This is a genomic window from Cupriavidus sp. HE11 (assembly GCF_056097175.1).
Genome location: NZ_CP184464.1, coordinates 3,369,746 through 3,391,230 on the forward strand (window position 1 = coordinate 3,369,746; position 21,485 = coordinate 3,391,230).

The window sequence follows — 21,485 nt, forward strand, 5'->3', positions numbered from 1 at the left end:
CTCAGTCGAGCTGGAGCGAGGCGACCACCGGCGTGTGGTCCGACGGCTGGTCCCAGCGGCGCGGTTCCTTGTCGATCACGCAGGTAGTACAGCGCTGGGCCAGGTCGGGCGACAGGAGAATGTGGTCGATGCGCAGGCCCGCGTTGCGTCGGAACCCCATCATGCGGTAGTCCCACCACGAGAACATCTTCTCGGGCTGCTCGAACATGCGGAACGAATCGACCAGGCCCATCGCCACCAGTGCCTTGAACGCATCGCGCTCCTGCGGCGACACCAGGTTCTGGCCTTCCCACTTGGCCGGGTCGTGCACGTCGCGGTCTTCCGGCGCGATATTGAAATCGCCCAGCAGCGCCAGCTTCGGATACTTGATCATCTCGGCGCGCAGCCAGTCGGTCATGGCGCGGAGCCAGTCGAGCTTGTAGACGAACTTGTCCGAATCAAGCGCCTGGCCGTTCGGGAAGTACGCGCTGATCAGGCGCACATCGCCATAGGTGCCGGCCACTACGCGCTGCTGCGCGTCTTCATAGCCCGGAATGTTGCGCACCACGTCGGTCGGTGCCGGCATGGCGCCGTCGCGCGCCACGATCGCCACGCCGTTGTAGGTCTTCTGGCCCGTGAAGATGCTGTGGAAGCCGGCGGCTTCCAGCTCGGCCAGCGGGTATTTGTCGTCGGGCAGCTTCAGTTCCTGCAGGCACAGCGCGTCGATGGGGGTGCCCGCGGCGTCCTGCGCGGCCAGCCATTGCAGCACCTGGGGCAGGCGGACCTTCAGGGAGTTGACGTTCCAGCTCGCGATTCTCATGGGTCGTTATTCTTCGGGGTTGGCACTTTCGCCAAAAAGGTTGCGGCTGCCGCCCAGCAGATCGCGCTGGTCGAGGATCTCGAACGCGATTTCGGGATGGGTTTCCATGCTGCGCCGAATGGCGGCGGGAATCGCCTGCCGGGTCTTGCGGCACAGGCCGGGCTGGTCGGCCAGTTCGATGCGGAAGCCGCGCGTGGTGCGCACCACGTTGTCACTGGGTGTGATCGTGATCGTGATGCCCAGCAGCGCGTGCATCCGTTCCTGCATGCGGTTCAGCTCGGCCAGCGTGGCGATGTTTTCTAGTCGTTCTACGAGTTTCTTTTCTTCCTGCTGCGTGAGTTGCAGGATGCGCCGGTCGGCGTGCGGATTGTCGAGCAGCGCCTCGCGGTTGCAGACGCAGGCGCCCGGCGGACATTCCTTGCGGATCGGAACAGGAATGTCCATGAGCCGGGGCGCCTGGTCGGGGCGATGCGATCAGGCTGCCGCCGCCGTTTCGGCCATGCCGCCGTGCCGCAGCAGCGCGTCGATCTGCGGGGTGCGGCCGCGGAAGGCCACGAACGACTCCATGGCCGGCCGGCTGCCGCCCACCGACAGGATTTCCTGCCGATAGCGCTCGCCGGTTGCCGCGTCGAGCACGCTGCCCGACAGCTTGGCGGCTTCCTCGAAGGCCGCGTACACGTCGGCCGACAGTACTTCGGCCCACTTGTAGCTGTAGTAGCCGGCTGCGTAGCCGCCTGCGAAGATATGGCTGAACGTGTTCGGCCAGCGCGACAGCGGCGACTGCGGCACCACGTGCTTGGCGTCGTTGATCTGGCGCGACAGTTCCAGTACCGACACTGCGCCTTGCGGGTCGTAGTCGGTATGCAGGTGCATGTCGAACGACGAGAACACGATCTGGCGCAGCGTCACCATGCCGTTCTGGAAGTTCTTCGCTGCCAGCATGCGGTCGAACAGCGCGCGCGGCAGCGGGGCGCCAGTCTCCACATGGGCCGTCATGGTCGACAGCACCTCGTATTCCCAGCAGAAGTTCTCCATGAATTGCGAGGGCAATTCCACGGCATCCCATTCCACGCCATTGATACCCGAGACGCCCAGGTCGCCCACCTGCGTCAGCATGTGGTGCAGGCCGTGGCCGAACTCGTGGAACAGCGTGATCACTTCATCGTGCGTGAACAGCGCCGGCTTGCCGCCCACGGGCGCGGTGAAGTTGCAGGTCAGATAGGCCACCGGCGTCTGCACGGTGCCGTTGTCGCGCTCCTTGCGGCCACGGGCGTCGTCCATCCACGCGCCGCCGCGCTTGCCTTCGCGTGCGTAGAGGTCGATGTAGAACTGGGCCAGCAGCGCGCCCTGCGGCGACACCACGCGGAAAAAGCGCACGTCCTTGTGCCAGGTCTGGGCGTTGTCCGGCTCGATCTTCACCGAGAACAGCTTCTCGACCACGCCGAACAGGCCCTTCAGCACCTGCGGCTCCTGGAAGTACTGCTTCACCTCGTCGTCGGAGAACGCGTAGCGCTTCTGGCGCAGCTTTTCCGAGGCGTAGGCCACGTCCCATGGCTCGATCTTGTCCAGGCCCAGTTCGGCGGCCGCGAATTCGCGCAGTTCCTTCCAGTCGGCTTCGGCGAAGCGGCGGGCGCGGATGGCCAGTTCGTCCAGGAACTTCAGGACGTCGGCCGGCGATTCGGCCATCTTCGGCACCAGCGAGACTTCGCCGTAGTTGTTGTAGCCGAGCATCTGCGCCTCTTCCCGGCGCAGCGTCAGCTGCTCGCGCATGTTCGACGTGTTGTCCCAGTCGGTCTGGCCGTTGTTGTAGCGCGGGCCCAGTTCCGAGGCGCGCGTGACGCTGGCCTCGTACATGGTCTGGCGCAGGGCGCGATCATCGGCGTACTGCAGTACCGGGAAGTACGACGGGAAGTGCAGCGTGAACTTCCAGCCGGCCTTGCCATCCTTTTCGGCGCCCAGCTTCGCGGCTTCCAGTGCATCGGCCGGAATGCCGGTCAGGCGCTTTTCGTCGTCGATGTAGAGCGCGTAGGCGTTCGTCGCATCGAGCACGTGGTCGGAGAAGGCCTTCGACAACTGGGCCTGCTGCTCCTGGATCTCGGCAAAACGAGGCTTCCTGTCTTCGGGCAGTTCGGCGCCGCCCAGGCGGAAGCCGCGCAACTCGTTTTCGAGCAGTTGCTTGCGGGCCGGCGACAGTCCGGCAAACTCGGGGCCGGCGGCCACGGCCTTGTATTTCTCGTACAGCGCCAGGCTCTGGCCCAGCGACGACCAGAATTCGGTCATGCGCGGCAGGTTGTCGGAGTGAGCCTTGCGCAACTCGGGCGTATCGGCCACGGCGCTCAGATGGCCCACCACGCCCCAGGCGCGGCCCAGCGGCTCGGTGGCGGTTTCGAGTGCTTCGACAGCGGTGTTCCAGGAAGCCGGCGTTTCCGGGGCTTCGGCGCGCGTGACGGCGGCCTGGGCCTGCGCCAGCAGCACGTCCAGCGCGGGTCCGATGTGCTCGGGGCGAATCTCGGCAAAACGCGGCAGGTCCGCGAAGTCCAGCAGCGGGTTGTTGGCGCGGTCGGTGGTATCAGTCATGACAATTCCCGGTTGGCGTGCCGCCGACAAGAAGCGCCTGCGCGCGGGGCGGCACGGTTACCTGTGCAAGATGAGGCCTTTGCGGCCAAATATCCAGTACGACTTTGCTATCAGGGTGATCGAGGCGCGGCGTGCGCGCCATGGAGACCCATCGAGACAATGTTTCAGGCCAGACCTGCGCGGCGCTCGGCGGCTTCCAGCGTATTGATCAGCAGCATCGTGATCGTCATCGGGCCCACGCCGCCCGGAACCGGCGTGATGTGGCCGGCTACCTCGCGCACGCCGGCAAAGTCCACGTCGCCGCACAGCTTGCCGGCGTCGTCACGGTTCATGCCCACGTCGATGACCACGGCGCCGGGCTTGACCATGTTGGCGGTGATGATGTTGCGGCGGCCCACGGCGGCCACGATGACGTCGGCGTCACGGGTATGGGCAGTCAGGTCGCGCGTCTTGCTGTTGCAGATGGTGACGGTTGCGCCAGCCTGCAGCAGCAGCATCGCCATCGGCTTGCCCACGATGTTCGAGGCGCCCACCACCACGGCGCGGGCGCCGCGCAGCGGGTACTGGATCGATTCCAGCATCTTCATGCAGCCGTACGGGGTGCAGGGGCGGAACAGCGGGGCACCGGTCATCAGCGCGCCGGCATTGGCCACGTGGAAGCCGTCGACGTCCTTCTCGGGGGCGATGGCTTCCAGCACCTTGTGGCTGTCGATATGCTTGGGCAGCGGCAGCTGCACCAGGATGCCGTGGATCTTCGGATCGTTGTTCAGGGCGTCGATGCGGGCCAGCAGGTCGGCTTCGGACAGGTCGGCCGGGTAGCGGTCCAGCGACGAGTAGAAGCCGTTGTCCTCGCAGGCCTTGACCTTGTTGCGCACATAGACCTGGCTGGCGGGGTCCTCGCCCACCAGCACCACGGCGAGCCCCGGTTGGTGACCGGCGGCGGTCAGGCGGGCGGCGCGCTGGGCAGCTTCGGCACGGATTTGTTTGGCAAGGGCGTTACCGTCGATCAGATGGGCGGACATGGGCGTACGTGACTGGAAAGGCTGGAAGGATGGGGGCGCGCGCCGCGCGGGGGCGGGCGCGTGCAAAACCCGGATTATAAAGGCTTGGCGCGATTCGGAGCCGGCTTGACCGGATGCAAGCGGAGATCGTCCGGCGGCTGCTAGCATCCGCCGATGGACATCGACGATTCTTCAATTCCGGAATTGCTGGCGACCTGGCCGCTGCCGACACTGGCGGTGGCCGTGCTGGCCTGGGCGCTCTCGCAACGGCCGTGGCGGGTGCTGCGGCGCGAGCCGATCCAGCATGCCTGGCTAGGGACGCTGGTTTTCCTGGCGCTGCTCTGGACGGCGCGCGCCACGCTGGGCGGCGGGGTGGTCATCCAGCTGATGGGGGCTACGCTGGCCGTGACGATGTTCGGCCTGCCGATGGCGCTGGTGACGCTGGCCATCGCCAACGTGATCTCGCTGGTCGGGCTGGCCTACCTGGCCGGGCAGGCGTGGCAGGACATCCACTGGGTATCGCTGGCGCCGCGCTTTATCTGGATGGCGGCCGTGCCAGGGCTGGTCACGGCCGGCCTGCAGGCCACCCTGCGGCACTGGCTGCCAAAGCACCTGTTCATCTTTATCCTGGGCCACGGCTATTTTGCCGCGCTGGTGGCGGCCATTGTGTCGGGGGTGCTGCGGCTGGCCTGGTTGATGCTGGCGGGACACGCGGGCGATGCCGGGCTGACCGTGGGCGACTGGCTGACCGGCGTGGTGATCATCGCCTTTGGCGAGGCATTCCTGACCGGCATGCTGGTGGCCATCTTCGTCATCTACCGCCCGCAATGGGTGGTGACGTTCGCCGACGCGGAATATCTGGAGGGAAAGTAGGAGCCGGGCCCGGCCTGGGCCGAACGGCAAGGCGAGGCGGGGGCAGGGGGGCGATCCGCAAGGTCCGCGCCGGCTACCCCATGGCGATGCACGGGCGGCCGGCGCGTCGATGTCCTGCGCGGATCAGCTGTTGCGCGACAGCGCCAGGCGCAGCAGGTCGGCTACCGTGTTGACGTTGAGCTTTTCCATGATGTTGGCGCGGTGCGCCTCCACGGTCTTGATGGAAATGCCCAGGTCGTCGGCGATCTGCTTGTTCAGGCGGCCGGCCACGATGCGCTCCAGCACCTGCTGCTCGCGCGTGGTCAGCTTGGACAGCAGGTCCTTGGCGGCACGCTGCTCGCGGGCGGCGGAATGGTCGGTACGGGCCTTCTGCAGCATCCGTTCCACCAGCGCGCGCAGTTCCGACTCGTCGAACGGCTTTTCGATGAAATCGATGGCGCCGCGCTTCATCGTCGACACCGCCATCGGCACGTCGCCATGGCCGGTGATGAACACGATCGGGATATCGATGTTCTCGGCGATCATGCGCTCCTGCAGTTCCGGGCCGCTCATGCCCGGCATGCGCACGTCAAGGATCAGGCAGGCCACCGAACTGGTGTCGTAGGCGGACAGGAACTGCTCGGCGCTGTTGAAGCTGCGCACCTGGTAGCCGTTGCCCTCTAGCAGCCAGGTCAGCGAGTCGCGCATCGCTTCATCGTCGTCGACGATGAAGACGGTCTCGCCACGATGCGGCGTTGGGCTGGGCGTTGCGGTCATGAAGTCTCCTGGGGCAAAGTCGTTTGCAACGAAGTGTAACTGCATGCGGCGGCGCGCAACACCCCCAGGCAAATCGTCCGGACGGCCTCCCGATGCCCCGCGGCAGAGGGTCGTCCGGCATGCCCGGGGGCGCTCCCGAGGTTATTGCTCGGGTAGCGCGGGCTGCAGCGGCAGGGTGATTTTAAACGTACAACCTATGCCGTCCACATTGTTTTCCACCCACAGACGGCCCTGATGGGATTCAATGATCGACCGGCAGATGTTCAGGCCCATGCCCATGCCGTCCGATTTGGTGCTGAAGAATGGCTCGAACAGGCGTTCCTTGGTGGCTTCGTCCACGCCCGGGCCCTGGTCGATCACGTCGATGCACACCGATTGACCAAACTCAACGTTCTCGACCCGCGCATGAAGCCGGACCACGCCGGCCGCGCGCATTGCCGGCAGGCCGGCCATGGCTTCCACGGCGTTCTTGAGCAGGTTGACCAGCACCTGCTCGATCAGCACCGGATCGACATAGACCATCAGCGGCGGGGCGGGCAGGCGCGTCAGGATGGTCACGCGGCGGCGCGTGGCTTCCAGGTCGGCCAGGCCCACGGCGTCGGCCACGATGTCGTGCAGGGCGGCCTCGCGCCGCTGCGGCTGGCTGCGCTTCACGAAACCGCGGATGCGGCTGATGATGGTGCCGGCCCGCACGGCTTGCGCCGACGTTTTTTCCAGCACCGGAATCAGGTCTTCCGGCGTGCTGCGGCCAGAATGCAGGCGCGCCACGGCACCCATGCAGTAGTTATTGATGGCGGCCAGCGGCTGGTTCAGCTCGTGCGCCAGCGACGACGCCATCTCGCCCATGGTGGTCAGGCGGCTGGTGAACTGCAGGCGTTCCTCGTGCTGGCGCGCCATTTCCTCGGCGGCCTTGCGCACCGTGATGTCGGTGGCGATCTGCATCTGCGCCAGGTGGCCGTCCACCCACTGGATATAGCGGCGGCGCACTTCGAACCATTTCTGCATGTCCGGCACGAACACCTCGCGGGCGTCCGATGCGTACGGCATCAGCTCCGAGGCGGGCAGGCCGGCATAGGCATCCACAAAGTCGGTGTTGTCACTCGACATCTGCTCCTTGTCGAAGTCGTCGCCGGCCAGCTTCAGGTGCCCCTCGGCCTCCCAGCCGAACAACTGGCGGTAGTAGCGGTTGGCGAACAGCAGTTCGGCCTTGTCGGTGGCCAGCACCGACACCGCGGCGTCCAGGCTTTCCAGCACCGTGGTGAAGCGGTCGTGGGCGGCGGCCAGTTCCTCGCGGGCGCGCTTGGGCTCGGTGATGTCCGTCATCGAACTCATCCAACCCGTATGGCGGCCGCGGCTGTCCACCAGCGGCGACACGTACATCCGCGCAAAGAAGCTGCTGCCGTCGCGGCGCATCACGCGCATTTCATAGCCGGTGGCCGGCGACTTGCCCTGCAGCGTCAGGTCGATCTGCTTCTGCATTTCCTGCTGGTCGTTGGGTGGCCAGTAGGGGAAGGGCGGGATGCGGCCCACCAGTTCGGGCTCGGACCACCCCGTCATGCGGCAGAACGCCGGGTTCACGTAGGTGATGCGGCCGTTCAGGTCCAGCGCCCGCAGGCCGATCAGCATCGAGTTTTCCATCGCGCGCCGGAACGATGTCTCGGCCAGCAGCGCGCGCTGCGCCTCGGAGCGGCGGCTGGTGTGCCGCCACATGCTCCAGAGGCTCCAGAGCAGGAAACACGACAGCCCCACCACCAGCCACAGCAGCATGTTGTTGGGCAGGTTCGATGGCGGCGGATAGGCGTCGGCGCGCAGCGACAGCGAATGGCCCGGCGGGTCGAGCAGCACCTCGTAGGACAGCGCATTGCCCGGCACCGGCCGTACCGACGTGCTGGCCCGGGTCTGGTTGTTCTTGTCGATCAGCGAGAAGCGGTAGCGCTCGGTCAGCTCGGGTGGCAGCAGGTGGGTCAGGATGCCGTTGATCGAATAGAGCGCGCCCAGGGTGCCCAGGAACTCGTTGTCGCGCACGATCGGCACTTCCATCAGCATGAAGCTGTCGCCGCGATCGTTGGTCAGCGGTCGGGAATAGACCACGCGCTGGGTCTCGCGAGCGGCGTCGAAGGTGTCCAGGACCTCCGGTTCCAGCGGCTGGTCCACGGTTTCGCGCAGCCGGCTGGCGAATTCGGAGGTAGACGGCAGCGACCAGCGGCCACGCTTGGTGGCGTCGAGCCAGTTGATGAAGACGATCTCGGGGTTCTCGCGCAGGATTTCCTGCGCGGCGGTGCGGTAGGCGCCCTGGTCCAGCTGCGCGGCGGCGATGTCGCGTGCCAGCGAGGCCATCTGGTCCTGGTTGCTCAGCAGGGACAGCCGCACCCGCTGCTGCGCCCAGGCGGCATCGCGGTACAGCGAATCGCGCTGCTGCTGGCGTTCGGTTTCGTGCAGCGACCACAGGATGACGCCCATCGCCACGGTAAACAGCACGATGGCCACCAGCGGAATGAACATGAACCAGCTGGTTGCAACCAGGTTGCGCCAGCGCATGATCCACAGGCGGCGTGGCGGAGCGGCCAGCGGCTCCATGACGTCGACGTGATCGCCGTGTTCGGGGTGCTCGTCGTGCCCGCCATGCGGGTCGCCATGGCCAGCGCGCGCCGCGCCGGGCGCCACGCCCTGGCTGGAATCGCTGACGGTACCGGCGGAATTCGGTGGCAGGATGGCCGTTCGCAGGCCGGAGAGGATTCGTTCGAAGAACTGCATAGGGTATTGACGGTCGACCGGCCAGTGTATCGGCTTTATTGCGGTGCGTCGCTTGGGGAAAGCGCCTATCCGGCACAGGGAATCCCGCAAATCCGGCGGGCCGGTTTCCGGCGCCGCCGCGCCGTTTCTGGTGCACTGCGACAATATTTCACATTATAAGAAATGACTTCGTAATCTGAAAATTTAGCTTGTCAGCCGTTGCTGTGCTTCCATAGAATCGCTTCGACCGAACAATGCGGGCGGAGCCATGTGCTTGCCGTCGAGGATCCGGGCGCTGCGACCCGATGCGAAAGATCCCGGCCCTGGCCATTGAACCGATGCCAGAGGTACAGAGGCAAGGCTTCCGCCGCGACGTCAAAACCGTCAGACCGGCCAACCGAGATCCGCCATACCGGGCGGGCGCCGGGGCAGGAATTTACCCAGGAGACAGTCATGTCCGCTGTACCAGAGCAGATCCTCGGCGCCAGCAGCGCCAACGACGCAGATCCCCAGGAAACGCACGAATGGCTGGATGCCCTGCAGGGCGTCCTGAATGCGGAAGGCGCCGAACGCGCGGCCTTCCTGATCGACAAGCAGATCCAGTACGCCCGCGTGAACGGCGTGACGCAGCCGTTCCACGCCGAGACGCCGTACATCAACACCATTCCGGTGGAGCAGCAGGCACGCATTCCGGGCGACCAGGATATCGAGCACCGCATCCGCTCGTACACGCGCTGGAACGCGATGGCCATGGTGCTGCGCGCCAACAAGAACACCAACGTCGGCGGCCATATCTCGTCGTTCGCCTCGGCAGCCACGCTCTATGACGTGGGCTACAACCACTTCTGGCGCGCCCCGTCGGAACAGAGCGGTGGCGACCTGGTCTTCGTGCAGGGCCACTCGGCCCCGGGCGTGTACTCGCGCGCCTTCCTGCTGGGCCGCCTGACGGTCGAGCAGCTCGACAACTTCCGTCAGGAAGTGGACGGCAAGGGCATTTCGTCGTACCCGCACCCGTGGCTGATGCCGGATTTCTGGCAGTTCCCGACCGTGTCGATGGGCCTGGGCCCGATCATGGCCATCTACCAGGCCCGCTTCATGAAGTACCTGGGCAGCCGCGGCCTGGTGAACGCCGAAGGCCGCAAGGTCTGGGCTTTCCTGGGCGACGGCGAGACCGACGAGCCGGAATCGCTGGGCGCGATCGGCATGGCTGGCCGCGAGAAGCTGGACAACCTGGTCTTCGTGATCAACTGCAACCTGCAGCGCCTGGATGGCCCGGTGCGCGGCAACGGCAAGATCATCCAGGAACTGGAATCGGAATTCCGCGGTTCGGGCTGGAACGTGATCAAGGTGGTGTGGGGCAGCCGCTGGGACCAGCTGCTGCAGCGCGACACCAAGGGCCTGCTGATGAAGCGCATGATGGAATGCGTGGACGGCGAATACCAGACCTTCAAGGCCAAGGACGGCGCCTACGTGCGCGAGTTCTTCTTCAACACGCCGGAACTGAAGGCCATGGTGGCCGACTGGTCCGACGACGACATCTGGCGCCTGAACCGTGGCGGCCATGACCCGCACAAGGTCTACGCGGCCTACAAGGCGGCCAGCGAGCACAAGGGCCAGCCGACGCTGATCCTGGCCAAGACCATCAAGGGCTATGGCATGGGCGATGCCGGCCAGGCCATGAACGTTGCCCACCAGCAGAAGAAAATGCCGGTGGACGCGATCCGCGCGTTCCGCGACCAGTTCAACATCCCGGTGCCGGACGACAAGCTGGAAGAAGTGCCGTACCTGACCTTCGAGGAAGGCTCGAAGGAACTGGAATACATGCGCCAGGCGCGCATGAACCTGGGCGGCTACCTGCCGGCCCGCCGCCAGAAGGCCGACGCGCTGAAGGTGCCCGAGCTGTCGGCGTTCGACGCGCTGCTCAAGGCCACCGGCGAAGGCCGCGAAGTGTCCACCACGATGGCCTTCGTGCGTATCCTGAACACGCTGCTCAAGGACAAGCAGATCGGCAAGCACGTGGTACCCATCGTGCCGGACGAATCGCGCACGTTCGGCATGGAAGGCCTGTTCCGCCAGGTAGGTATCTGGAACCAGGAAGGCCAGAAGTACGTGCCGGAAGACCATGACCAGCTGATGTTCTACAAGGAATCGCAGACGGGTCAGGTGCTGCAGGAAGGCATCAACGAAGCCGGCGCCATGTGCGACTGGATCGCCGCCGCCACGTCGTACTCGACGCACGGCGTGCAGATGATCCCGTTCTACATCTACTACTCGATGTTCGGTATCCAGCGTATCGGCGACCTGTGCTGGGCCGCTGCCGACATGCGCTCGCGCGGCTTCCTGCTGGGCGGCACGTCGGGCCGCACCACGCTGAACGGCGAAGGCCTGCAGCACGAGGACGGCCACTCGCACGTGTTCCACGCCGTGATCCCGAACTGCATCTCGTACGACCCGACGTTCCAGTACGAGCTGGCCGTGATCATGCAGGACGGCCTGCGCCGCATGTACGCCGAACAGGAAGACGTGTACTACTACCTGACGGTGATGAACGAGAACTACGAACATCCGGAAATGCCGGCTGGCGTGGAGAAGGACATCGTCAAGGGCATGTACCAGTTCCGCAAGGGCGTGGAAAACAGCAATGCGCCGCGCGTGCAGCTGCTGGGTTCGGGCACGATCTTCCGCGAGGTGATCGCCGCCGCCGACATGCTCAAGAAGGACTGGGGCGTGGAATCGGACATCTGGAGCTGCCCGAGCTTCACCGAACTGGCCCGCGAAGGCCAGGCCACGGAACGCCACAACCTGCTGCACCCGACGGAAGCGCCGCGCGAGTCGTTCGTGGCCCAGAAGCTCAAGGGCGTGCGTGGCCCGGTCATCGCGTCGACCGACTACATCCGCGCGTTTGCCGAGCAGATTCGTCCGTTCGTGCCGCGTCGCTACGTGGTGCTGGGCACCGACGGCTTCGGCCGCTCGGATACCCGCGAGAAGCTGCGTCACTTCTTCGAAGTGGACCGCAACTGGGTGACGGTGGCCGCGCTGAAGGCGCTGGCTGACGAAGGTGCGATCGGTCGCGAGAAGGTGGCGGAAGCCATCAAGAAGTACAACCTCGACCCGAGCAAGCCGAACCCGATGTCGGTCTGATTCCCCGGACTTGCACGACTGAACCACCGCAGCGCGGCAACCCGCCGCGCCGCGGGCGCCCCCGGCTGGCCCGGCGGCGCCCCGCGGCGCAGGTGATGCGCGGCAGCGTGACAGATGCGTGCGGCGAGAGTAACCTCGCCGATTGCGTTTGTCGTGTTGAGCGTAACGAACCAGGGTGCCGGCTGCCCAGGAGAGACACTGAATGAGTCAAGCGATTGAAATCAAGGTGCCGGACATCGGCGACTACGACGCCGTTCCCGTCATCGAAGTGCATGTGAAGCCGGGCGACCAGATCAACGCGGAAGACGCGCTGGTCACGCTGGAATCGGACAAGGCCACGATGGACGTGCCGTCGCCGCAGGCCGGCACGGTCAAGGAAGTCAAGATCAAGGTGGGCGACAACGTGGCCGAAGGCACGGTCCTGGTCATGCTGGAGCCTGCCGGCGCCGCCGCGGCAGCCCCGGCTCCGGCCGCAGCCCCGGCGCCCGCCGCCGCTGCGCCGGCCCCGGCTCCCGCTGCTCCGGCTCCGGCTCCGGCCCCCGCAGCCGCGCCGGCAGGCGGTGGCACGGTGGAAGTCAAGGTGCCGGACATCGGCGACTACGACGCCGTTCCCGTCATCGAAGTCCACGTGAAGCCGGGCGACCAGATCAACGCCGAAGACGCGCTGGTGACGCTGGAATCCGACAAGGCCACGATGGACGTGCCGGCCCCGCAGGGCGGCATCGTCAAGGAAGTGAAGGTCAAGGTCGGGGACAACGTGGCCGAAGGCACGCTGATCCTGATCCTGGAGGCTGCCGGTGGCGCCGCCACGGCTCCGGCCGCAGCACCCGCTGCCGCCCCGGCACCGGCCGCCGCTCCGGCGCCCGCGCCGGCTGCTGCTGCCGCGCCGGCTCCCGCTCCCGCTCCCGCCGCAGCGCCCGCCCAGGGTGTTACCGGCAAGGCCGCCCACGCCAGCCCGTCCGTGCGCAAGTTCGCGCGTGAACTGGGTGTGGACGTGACGCGTGTGCCGGGCTCCGGTCCGAAGGGCCGTATCACCCAGCAGGACGTGCAGAACTTCGTCAAGGGCGTGATGTCGGGCCAGACCGCTGCGCCGGCTGCCGCCGCCGGCGGTGGCTCGGGCGTCGGCCTGGACCTGCTGCCGTGGCCGAAGGTCGATTTCACGCGCTTTGGCGAGGTGGAATCGAAGCCGCTGTCGCGCATCAAGAAGATCTCGGGCGCCAACCTGCACCGCAACTGGGTGATGATCCCGCACGTCACGAACTGCGACGAGGCGGATATCACGGACCTGGAAGCGTTCCGCGTGCAGCTGAACAAGGAAAACGAGAAGGCCGGCATCAAGGTCACGATGCTCGCGTTCATGATCAAGGCCACCGTGGCGGCGCTGAAGAAGTTCCCGAACTTCAACGCGTCGCTGGACGGCGACAACCTGGTGCTGAAGAAGTACTTCAACATCGGCTTCGCCGCCAACACGCCGAACGGCCTGGTCGTGCCGGTGATCAAGGACGCCGACAAGAAGGGCGTGATCGAGATCAGCCAGGAAATGGGCGAGCTGGCCAAGCTGGCACGCGACGGCAAGCTCAAGCCGGACCAGATGCAGGGCGGCTGCTTCTCGATCTCGTCGCTGGGTGGCATTGGCGGCACATACTTCACGCCGATCATCAACGCGCCGGAAGTCGCCATCATGGGCGTCTGCAAGTCGTACATGAAGCCGGTCTGGGACGGCAAGCAGTTTGCGCCGCGCCTGACGCTGCCGCTGTCGCTGTCGTGGGATCACCGCGTGATCGACGGCGCCGAGGCCGCACGCTTCAATACGTACTTTGCTGCACTGCTGGCGGACTTCCGCCGCATCCTGCTGTAAGCGGTCGCTTGAAGATGATTCTGGCGTCGTTGCGCGGCCTGGCTGTACCACTTGTACTGTCTGCGGCCGCGCGCCTCGCCAGAACCGCTTCGCTTCATCTTGAAGCAACTGCAACGCACGCCGGCTGTGCCGGCGTGCGAAATGCCGAGTAAGGGGGCGTGCCATGACTACCTGCGTTGTTGTACGCAAGGGTGACGAGGTGGCGATCGCGGCCGATGCGCTGGTGACGTTCGGCGATACGCGGCTGTCGCGTGCCTACGAGCGCAACCAGAAAGTGATTCCCGTAGGCGAGAGCTTTGTCGCGCTGGCGGGTACCACGGCGCATTTCCCGGTCATGCGCGCACTGTTGACGGGCATGGGCGACGAATGCCGCCTGATGACCCGCGACGACGTGTTCCGGACCTTCCTCAAGGTGCATGAAAAGCTCAAGAACGAGTATTTCATCAACACCAAGGAAGACGAGGACGACCCTTACGAGTCATCGCAGATCGTTTGCCTGATCGCCAATCCGGGCGGCATTTTTGGCGTCTACTCCTACCGCGAGGTGTTTTCGTTCGACCGTTTCTGGGGCATCGGCTCGGGCCGCAACTATGCGCTCGGGGCCATGCACGCGGTGTACGACCGGCCCGAAATGGACGCCGGCGACATTGCGCGGATCGGGGTCGACGCGGGGATCGAGTTTGACAAGAGCTCGGCGGGCCCGATCGACGTGCATACGGTGAAGATTCTTGCGGCACCCCATGAGACGCCCCAGCAGCCCGGCGGCGCGGCAACCAACAAAGACGGCGCGGCCTGAGCCCGGAGCGGGCAGGGCGCGCATCCCAGGAGGAAAAGCATGAGTGTGATCGAAGTCAAGGTGCCGGATATCGGCGATTTCGACGCGGTGGAAGTGATCGAGGTGCTGGTCAAGGCCGGCGACACGGTCGAGGAAGAGCAGTCGCTGATCGTGCTGGAAAGCGACAAGGCCAGCATGGAAGTGCCGTCGTCGTCCGCCGGCAAGGTGGTGGACGTCAAGGTCAAGGTGGGCGACAAGGTAGCCAAGGGCACGGTGATCTGCACGGTGGAAGGCGGCGCGGCCGCTGCCCCGGCGCCGGCACCTGCTGCGGCCCCCGCGCCGGCGGCAGCTCCGGCTCCGGCCGCCGCGCCGGCCGCGGCCCCTGTAGCTGGCAAGCACAGCGGCAGCGCCGACATCCAGTGCGACATGCTGGTGCTGGGCGCCGGCCCCGGCGGCTACTCGGCCGCCTTCCGTTCGGCGGACCTGGGCATGAACACGGTGCTGGTGGAACGCTACGGCTCGCTGGGTGGCGTCTGCCTGAACGTGGGCTGCATCCCGTCGAAGGCCCTGCTGCACAACGCGGCCGTCATCGACGAGGCCAAGGCCCTGGCCGCACACGGCATCCTGTTCGGCGAAGCCAAGATCGACCTGGACGGCCTGCGCCACTACAAGGAATCGGTCGTCAGCAAGCTGACCGGCGGCCTGGCCGGCATGGCCAAGGCTCGCAAGGTGCAGGTGGTGCGCGGCATCGGCACGTTCCTGGACCCGAATCACCTCGAAGTGCAGGAAACCGAAGGTGACGCAAAGGCCACTACGGGCAAGAAAACCGTGATCCGCTTCGAAAAGGCGATCATCGCGGCCGGTAGCCAGGCCGTGAAGCTGCCGTTCATCCCCGAAGACCCGCGTATCTTTGATTCGACCGGCGCGCTGGAACTGCGCGACATCCCGAACAAGATGCTCGTGATCGGCGGCGGCATCATCGGCCTGGAAATGGCCACCGTCTACAGCACCCTGGGCGCACGCATCGACGTGGTCGAAATGCTCGACGGCCTGATGCAGGGCGCCGACCGCGACCTGGTCAAGGTGTGGGACAAGATGAACAAGCATCGCTTCGACAACGTGATGCTGAAGACCAAGACCGTTGGCGTGGAAGCCAGGCCGGACGGCATCTACGTCAAGTTCGAAGGCGAGGGTGCCCCGGCCGAACCGGTTCGCTACGACGCCGTGCTGGTGTCGGTGGGCCGCACGCCGAACGGCAAGAAGATTGGCGCCGAGAAGGCCGGCGTGGCCGTGACCGACCGTGGTTTCATCGACGTCGACAAGCAACTGCGTACCAACGTGCCGCACATCTTCGCGATCGGCGACATCGTTGGTCAGCCGATGCTGGCGCACAAGGCCGTGCACGAGGCACACGTGGCCGCCGAGGCCGCCCATGGCGAGAAGGCGTACTTCGACGTCAAGCAGATTCCGTCGGTGGCCTACACCGATCCGGAAGTGGCCTGGGCCGGCCTGACCGAAGACCAGTGCAAGGCGCAGGGCATTAAGTACGGCAAGGGCGTGTTCCCGTGGGCCGCTTCGGGCCGCGCCATCGCCAATGGCCGCGACGAAGGCTTCACCAAGCTGATCTTCGACGAGGAAACGCACCGCATCATCGGTGGCGGCATCGTCGGCACCCATGCGGGCGACCTGATCAGCGAAGTCTGCCTGGCCATCGAGATGGGTGCCGACGCCGTGGATATCGGCAAGACGATCCACCCGCACCCGACGCTGGGCGAGTCGATCGGCATGGCTGCCGAGATCTACGAAGGCGTCTGCACCGACGTGCCGCCGCCGCGCAAGCGCTGATCGGTGCCGTCGCAATGAAGAAGCCCGCCATCCGGCGGGTTTCTTTTTGAGGTCGATTATTCAATTAACCGCCAAGCATTTCCGGCAACATCGAACGGGCGAAAAAAAGCCCGGCAACCTGCTTGCAGGGCCGGGCCTGAACGATACCTTTTGGAATCGGTACCGAGGAGACATCGGTACAGGGCAGTGGACAGGGCGATAACGTCGCTCCGGTCTTCGCTTCCGTTGGCAAAACACCCATGTCCGCACGGCGGGGGAGGATGCTTTGCCAACGGACCGGCCGAAGCCGGTACGCTGGAGAACTACGGTGCCTTAGGCGGCAGCAGCCGACTTCTTGGCGGCGGTGCGGGCCGTGGCGCTGGCTTGCTGGGCAGCCTTCGTGGCGGCCGTGGCGGCAGCCTGGAAGTTGCTTTCGGCCATTTCAACAGCCTGCTTGGTGGCCTTCTGGACCGACTCGTAGGCGTTGTTGGCAGCCGAGATGGCCGACTTCACGATGGCGACGGTCGATTCCGAACCGGCTGGGGCGTTCTTGGCGAAGTTGTCGACCAGGGCTTGCACGTTCTTCGTGCCTTCGGCCAGCTGGGCTTCGGCAACCTTCGTGAACTCGCTTTGGGTTTCCGAAGCGATTTCGTACAGGTGACGCGTGTAGGCCAGGGTCTTTTCGGCAACCGGCTGCACCAGGGCGGCCTGGATGGCCAGCAGTTCCTGGGCATCCTTGGCGCCAAGGGCCTTCTTGGCGTTGTCGACGTTCTCGGCGAACGTAGCCTTGACCACTTGCAGGTTCAGCTCAACGAGCTTCTCGACGCCTTCGAAGGCCTTCGAGGTCAGACCGAACAGGGTCTCGAGGTTGGCTTTTTGTGCAGCTGCAACTTGTTCCGGGGTCAGGATCATTGCTGGTCTCCAGTGGTGAACTTCAAGGTCAAGCAAAAGTAAAATTAAGCCGCCCAGATGTCAGCGCCATGACTTCAAGTGTCTGGCCAGCCCGAGCGTACCTTCGTATGTTCATCGGCGTTTTCCGAGATCGCCTCGGTCTTTGATGCGCCGCAACAATTCCAATTCTAAGCAAGGCGAATTGGGTGTCAAGCGGTTTTTGTGCGGCGCACCAAAAATACCGGGGGAATGCCGTTCAGAAGGGCATTGCAGGCCACTATCCCGCCATGGGTAAGGGTTTGTCCCGATCTGGGTAGTCGTCGCAAAGGTGGTGCGACGCGAGAAAAACGGGTGTTTCACACGCTTTGCGGCATCGCCACGGGCCCGCCGTCGAACTCGGTGCTACCATCGCTGACTGTCCGGTCGGTAAATGACATCAACACGTCACTTGTCGGCCAAGATCCCCGCGCCCCGACCCCCAGCGCCGCTGATGCTAGCCTTCTACGCCGACCACTTCGTCCTGCCACTGCCGCCTGGACATCGCTTTCCCATGCGCAAGTACAGCATGCTGCGCGACGCCGTGGTGCGCGAGGTGCCGGGGCTCGAATTGCACGAGGCGCCGCGTGCCGGTGACGACGCGCTGGCACTGGCCCATTCCGCCGACTATATCGCCAACGTCTCGGCAGGGCGGCTGGACCCGGCCCGCCAGCGCGAGATCGGCTTTCCGTGGTCGCATGAGATGGTGGAACGCTCGCGCCGGTCGGCCGGCGCCACGATTGCGGCCTGCCGTACCGCGCTGACGCAGGGCATTGCGGTCAATCTGGCGGGCGGTACCCACCATGCCTACGCCGACAAGGGCGGCGGCTTCTGTGTGTTCAACGACGCCGCCATCGCTGCGCGTCAGTTGCAGCGTGATGGTCACGTGCGACGCGTGGCCGTGATCGATCTCGATGTCCACCAGGGGAACGGCACGGCATCGATCCTGCGCGACGACCCCACGGTGTTCACGCTGTCGCTCCATGGCGAGAAGAACTATCCGTTCCGCAAGGAAGCCAGCGATCTCGACGTCGGACTCCCCGATGGCTGCGACGACGATGGCTATGCCGCCGCGCTGGCTGGCGCGCTGGAATCGCTGAAGGCGCGCTTTGCTCCCGATCTGCTGATCTATCTGGCCGGCGCCGACCCGCACGAAGACGACCGGCTGGGACGCCTGCGCCTGACGATGGCAGGCCTGGCCCGGCGCGACACGATGGTGTTTGACTTTGCCTTGTCGCTACGGCTGCCCATTGCCGTAGCCATGGCTGGCGGCTATGGCAATCACATCGAGAACACCGTGGCGGTACACACGCAAACCGTTGCGCTTGCAGCGGCCTGTCACGCACGCTTTGGCGCATTGGATGCGGGGCTTTCGTCGCCGCTGCCGGCAGCGGCCGCATGATGGCCTTCGACGCATCGCAAAAAACTTGGAACCTTGTGGCACACCGTGCGCTCATACGGACCTCCCGTGTGGCTGCAGCGGCGCTGATCCCGTCTTCACCCGAAGTTGTCCTGAACCGATACCGATGAAGCCCGAACCCGATCGCCGTAGTGCGTACGCGCACTTTCAACCTATCACGACGCGTTGGATGGATAACGATGTGTATGGCCACGTGAACAACGTTGTCTACTACAGTTACTTTGATACCGTCGTGAATGCGTACCTGATACGGGAGGGTGTGCTCGACATCGAGGCCGGTGCCACGATCGGCCTGGTCATCGAGACGCAGTGCAACTACTTCTCGTCGCTGAGCTTTCCCGACACGGTCGTGGCGGGCCTGCGCGTGGCGAAGCTGGGGAATTCCAGCGTGCGTTACGAAGTGGGGCTGTTCCGCAACGACGAGGATGTGGCGGCGGCGCAGGGGCACTTCGTGCACGTGTACGTGGATCGCGAAACGCGCAGGCCTGTGGCATTGCCGCCGGCGTTGCGTCAGGCATTGCAGGCGCTGGTCGTTGGCCAGCCAGAATGAACAAGATTTGAGGAGACCACTGAGCATGTCGCACGCAGATGACGCCGCGATTGTCGATCGCGCCATCACGACACGCCGTTCGGTTCGCGCGTTCCTGGATACACCGGTGCCGCGCGAGACCATCGCGGAAATTCTTGCCGTCGCCAGCCGGGCGCCGTCGGGCACGAACACGCAGCCCTGGAAGGTCTATGTGCTGGCAGGCGATGCCAAGGCGCGCTTCTGCGCCGATGTGCTCACCGCCTACGACGATCCGGAGCGCGATGCCAAGTATCGCGAGGAATATCCGTACTATCCGCGCGAGTGGGTCGATCCGTACCTGGCCCGCCGCCGCAAGGTTGGCTGGGACCTGTACAGCCTGCTGGAGATCAAGCGCGAGGACAAGGCGCGCATGCACGAGCAGCACGCCCGCAACTTCCGGTTCTTCGATGCGCCGGTCGGCCTGATCTTCACGATCGACCGGATCATGGAGCAGGGTAGCTGGCTCGATTACGGCATGTTCCTGCAAAGCATCATGGTGGCGGCGCGGGCACGCGGGCTGGATACCTGCCCGCAGGCGGCGTTCACGCAGTTCCACGCGATCATCAAGCAGCACCTGCTGCTGACGGAGGAGGAAATGGTGGTGTGCGGCATGTCGCTGGGCTATGCAGACCCGAGCGCCACAGCCAATCAATTGACGACCGAGCGTGAACCGGTAAGTGGGTTCGTGCGTTTCCTCTCCTGATTGCCCGATCGATATCAGGATTCCGCCATGCAGACCGTTATCGACAGGGACCGGTACGACACAAAGCGCGTTGACGTGATCCGTCACCGACGACGATGCTGGCGTGACGCCTGAGGCCTGCAGGGCAAAAACTGTTGTATTTGCGTTAGCAATAATGTGATTTAAATGGCTCTTTTTCCGTAATGCGGAAATGTTTGCGAATCAAACTTTAAAGAGCCGCTGTAAGTCATTAATCTTGCTAAGAATTTCTTAATTTCCTACACTAGCGCCATTCCGTATCCGCGCTGAACAGATCATGTTCCGGACCGATTCCTTCATGTCCCGACTCTTTGGCCTTCCCCAACTGACCGCCATCGCCACTTCGGCGCTGGTGTCCGTTGCCCTGCTGGCACCGCCGGCAGCGTACGCAGCGACGAAGTCGACTGCGACGAAAACTTCGGCCAAAAAGACCGAAAAAGCCTCTAAATCCACCAAAAAGGTGACTTCCGCGAAAGCGGAGGCGTCTCCGCGCAAGGTGATTGTCGTCAAGAACGGCAAACGCACCGTGGTGGCCAGCCGCGCCGCGCCGGTGCGAGCCGCGTTCGTGCCGGCCAAGCCGTCGCTGGGCGAGGCCATGGGCCTGCGCGATACCGAAGACGCGTTGTCGCTGCGTTCGTCGGTGGCGCTGGTCATGGACCAGAACACCAATGAGGTGCTGTTCCAGAAGAATCCGACAGCGGTGCTGCCGATTGCGTCGATCACCAAGCTGATGACCGCGCTGGTGGTGATGGATTCGCACCTGCCAATGGATGAAATGCTGACGGTGAGCGAGGACGATCGCGACACCGAGAAGCACAGCAGCTCCCGCCTGCGCTTCGGCACCACGCTGACGCGCCATGAAATGCTGCTGCTGGCGCTGATGTCTTCGGAAAACCGCGCCGCGTCGGTGCTGGGCCGCAGCTACCCGGGTGGCCTGCCGGCGTTTGTCGGCGCGATGAACAAGAAGGCGCGCGAACTGGGCATGAACGACAGCCACTTCGTCGATTCGAGCGGCTTGTCGAGCAGCAATGTGTCAAGCGCCATGGACCTGGCTCGCCTGGTCAACGCTGCTTACCGCAACCCGACTATCCGTGAATTCTCGACGCAGCCGGAACACGAGGTCAGCGTGTCGGGCCGCACGATGCACTACGTCAGCACCAATCGCCTGGTGCGTGGCGGCAGCTGGGATATCGGCCTGCAGAAGACCGGTTATATCTCGGAGGCCGGCCAGTGCCTGGTCATGCAGACCCGCGTGAACGATCGCAACGTGGTGATGGTGTTCCTGGACTCGGTGGGCAAGCTGTCGCGCTTTGCCGATGCCACGCGTGTGCGCAACTGGCTTGAGCATCAACCATCGTCGGCAGGGGGCCAACCGCGCCCTTTTCCTTCGACGCCAAATCTTACGCAGGGCCCTAGATCCCCTGCAGCGGTCCTGGTATCGCAGCAGTCGCATGGCACCTGAGCTGTAGCCATTGCGCCATGGAAAACGCGCCGTGGGGTTTCAGACCCCCG

At 64.9% G+C, this 21,485-nt stretch carries 16 protein-coding genes; 9 read left to right on the forward strand and 7 right to left on the reverse strand.

The window, feature by feature from the left end:
* Position 1 precedes the first annotated feature (1 nt).
* The 4 genes from xth to folD form a co-directional block, all read right to left on the reverse strand.
* Positions 2–799: an exodeoxyribonuclease III gene (gene xth / locus ACOABP_RS15670; protein ID WP_474226013.1), complete on the reverse strand. Its 798-nt coding sequence runs from the start codon at positions 797–799 to the stop codon at positions 2–4.
* Positions 800–805: 6 nt separating this feature from the next.
* Complete coding sequence (locus tag ACOABP_RS15675) at positions 806–1,243, reverse strand: hypothetical protein (protein WP_474226015.1); 438 nt, start codon at positions 1,241–1,243, stop codon at positions 806–808.
* 30 nt (positions 1,244–1,273) lie between these two features.
* Positions 1,274–3,376 carry a M3 family metallopeptidase gene (locus ACOABP_RS15680; RefSeq protein ID WP_474226016.1) on the reverse strand — a complete coding sequence of 701 codons (2,103 nt, stop codon included), beginning with the start codon at positions 3,374–3,376 and terminating at the stop codon, positions 1,274–1,276.
* A gap of 164 nt (positions 3,377–3,540) precedes the next feature.
* Positions 3,541–4,398: a bifunctional methylenetetrahydrofolate dehydrogenase/methenyltetrahydrofolate cyclohydrolase FolD gene (gene folD / locus ACOABP_RS15685; RefSeq protein ID WP_474226017.1), complete on the reverse strand. Its 858-nt coding sequence runs from the start codon at positions 4,396–4,398 to the stop codon at positions 3,541–3,543.
* A gap of 153 nt (positions 4,399–4,551) precedes the next feature.
* On the opposite strand from folD, the gene ACOABP_RS15690 reads away from it, so the two are divergent.
* A complete protein-coding gene (locus tag ACOABP_RS15690; RefSeq protein WP_474226019.1) occupies positions 4,552–5,250 on the forward strand; it encodes a hypothetical protein in 699 nt (232 codons plus the stop codon).
* 123 nt (positions 5,251–5,373) lie between these two features.
* Here the strand turns inward: ACOABP_RS15690 and ACOABP_RS15695 are convergent, their stop codons facing one another.
* Both ACOABP_RS15695 and ACOABP_RS15700 read right to left on the reverse strand, forming a co-directional pair.
* The gene (locus tag ACOABP_RS15695) at positions 5,374–6,006 is read right to left on the reverse strand and encodes a response regulator transcription factor (protein WP_101682117.1); all 633 of its coding nucleotides are present in this window, start codon (positions 6,004–6,006) and stop codon (positions 5,374–5,376) included.
* Between the two features lie 141 nt (positions 6,007–6,147).
* Complete coding sequence (locus tag ACOABP_RS15700; RefSeq protein WP_474226020.1) at positions 6,148–8,760, reverse strand: PAS domain S-box protein; 2,613 nt, start codon at positions 8,758–8,760, stop codon at positions 6,148–6,150.
* Positions 8,761–9,192: 432 nt separating this feature from the next.
* On the opposite strand from ACOABP_RS15700, the gene aceE reads away from it, so the two are divergent.
* The 4 genes from aceE to lpdA all read left to right on the forward strand — a co-directional run bounded on the left by aceE (position 9,193) and on the right by lpdA (position 16,358).
* On the forward strand, positions 9,193–11,880 hold the full coding sequence (aceE, locus tag ACOABP_RS15705) for a pyruvate dehydrogenase (acetyl-transferring), homodimeric type (RefSeq protein ID WP_474226021.1): 2,688 nt from the start codon (positions 9,193–9,195) through the stop codon (positions 11,878–11,880).
* A 202-nt stretch (positions 11,881–12,082) separates the two neighbouring features.
* Entirely contained in the window at positions 12,083–13,738 is a 1,656-nt protein-coding gene (gene aceF, locus ACOABP_RS15710) for a dihydrolipoyllysine-residue acetyltransferase (RefSeq protein ID WP_474226022.1), read from the forward strand.
* 163 nt (positions 13,739–13,901) lie between these two features.
* Positions 13,902–14,534 (forward strand): MFS transporter, encoded by a 633-nt coding sequence (locus tag ACOABP_RS15715; protein ID WP_474226023.1) that lies wholly within the window; start codon positions 13,902–13,904, stop codon positions 14,532–14,534.
* 39 nt (positions 14,535–14,573) lie between these two features.
* Entirely contained in the window at positions 14,574–16,358 is a 1,785-nt protein-coding gene (gene lpdA / locus ACOABP_RS15720) for a dihydrolipoyl dehydrogenase (protein WP_474226025.1), read from the forward strand.
* Positions 16,359–16,670: 312 nt separating this feature from the next.
* Here the strand turns inward: lpdA and phaP1 are convergent, their stop codons facing one another.
* Complete coding sequence (phaP1, locus tag ACOABP_RS15725; RefSeq protein WP_066738456.1) at positions 16,671–17,249, reverse strand: TIGR01841 family phasin PhaP1; 579 nt, start codon at positions 17,247–17,249, stop codon at positions 16,671–16,673.
* A 469-nt stretch (positions 17,250–17,718) separates the two neighbouring features.
* Between phaP1 and ACOABP_RS15730 the strand changes: the two genes are divergently transcribed.
* The 4 genes from ACOABP_RS15730 to pbpG all read left to right on the forward strand — a co-directional run bounded on the left by ACOABP_RS15730 (position 17,719) and on the right by pbpG (position 21,435).
* Entirely contained in the window at positions 17,719–18,666 is a 948-nt protein-coding gene (locus tag ACOABP_RS15730) for a histone deacetylase family protein (protein WP_474226027.1), read from the forward strand.
* A 124-nt stretch (positions 18,667–18,790) separates the two neighbouring features.
* Positions 18,791–19,234, forward strand: a complete 444-nt coding sequence (locus tag ACOABP_RS15735) for an acyl-CoA thioesterase (RefSeq protein ID WP_066738451.1) — start codon at positions 18,791–18,793, stop codon at positions 19,232–19,234.
* A gap of 25 nt (positions 19,235–19,259) precedes the next feature.
* Complete coding sequence (locus ACOABP_RS15740; protein WP_474226029.1) at positions 19,260–19,955, forward strand: nitroreductase; 696 nt, start codon at positions 19,260–19,262, stop codon at positions 19,953–19,955.
* A gap of 295 nt (positions 19,956–20,250) precedes the next feature.
* Entirely contained in the window at positions 20,251–21,435 is a 1,185-nt protein-coding gene (gene pbpG, locus ACOABP_RS15745) for a D-alanyl-D-alanine endopeptidase (protein WP_474226031.1), read from the forward strand.
* The last annotated feature ends 50 nt before the right edge of the window (positions 21,436–21,485 follow it).

Coding starts and splice junctions, on each gene's coding strand:
- ACOABP_RS15695 (WP_101682117.1), bottom strand. CDS start 6,006: ATGACCGCAACGCCCAGCCCAACGCCGCATCGTGGCGAGACCGTCTTC.
- ACOABP_RS15735 (WP_066738451.1), top strand. CDS start 18,791: ATGAAGCCCGAACCCGATCGCCGTAGTGCGTACGCGCACTTTCAACCT.
- pbpG (WP_474226031.1), top strand. CDS start 20,251: ATGTTCCGGACCGATTCCTTCATGTCCCGACTCTTTGGCCTTCCCCAA.
- ACOABP_RS15740 (WP_474226029.1), top strand. CDS start 19,260: ATGTCGCACGCAGATGACGCCGCGATTGTCGATCGCGCCATCACGACA.
- aceF (WP_474226022.1), top strand. CDS start 12,083: ATGAGTCAAGCGATTGAAATCAAGGTGCCGGACATCGGCGACTACGAC.
- xth (WP_474226013.1), bottom strand. CDS start 799: ATGAGAATCGCGAGCTGGAACGTCAACTCCCTGAAGGTCCGCCTGCCC.
- lpdA (WP_474226025.1), top strand. CDS start 14,574: ATGAGTGTGATCGAAGTCAAGGTGCCGGATATCGGCGATTTCGACGCG.
- aceE (WP_474226021.1), top strand. CDS start 9,193: ATGTCCGCTGTACCAGAGCAGATCCTCGGCGCCAGCAGCGCCAACGAC.
- ACOABP_RS15680 (WP_474226016.1), bottom strand. CDS start 3,376: ATGACTGATACCACCGACCGCGCCAACAACCCGCTGCTGGACTTCGCG.
- ACOABP_RS15730 (WP_474226027.1), top strand. CDS start 17,719: ATGCTAGCCTTCTACGCCGACCACTTCGTCCTGCCACTGCCGCCTGGA.
- folD (WP_474226017.1), bottom strand. CDS start 4,398: ATGTCCGCCCATCTGATCGACGGTAACGCCCTTGCCAAACAAATCCGT.
- phaP1 (WP_066738456.1), bottom strand. CDS start 17,249: ATGATCCTGACCCCGGAACAAGTTGCAGCTGCACAAAAAGCCAACCTC.
- ACOABP_RS15715 (WP_474226023.1), top strand. CDS start 13,902: ATGACTACCTGCGTTGTTGTACGCAAGGGTGACGAGGTGGCGATCGCG.
- ACOABP_RS15700 (WP_474226020.1), bottom strand. CDS start 8,760: ATGCAGTTCTTCGAACGAATCCTCTCCGGCCTGCGAACGGCCATCCTG.
- ACOABP_RS15690 (WP_474226019.1), top strand. CDS start 4,552: ATGGACATCGACGATTCTTCAATTCCGGAATTGCTGGCGACCTGGCCG.
- ACOABP_RS15675 (WP_474226015.1), bottom strand. CDS start 1,243: ATGGACATTCCTGTTCCGATCCGCAAGGAATGTCCGCCGGGCGCCTGC.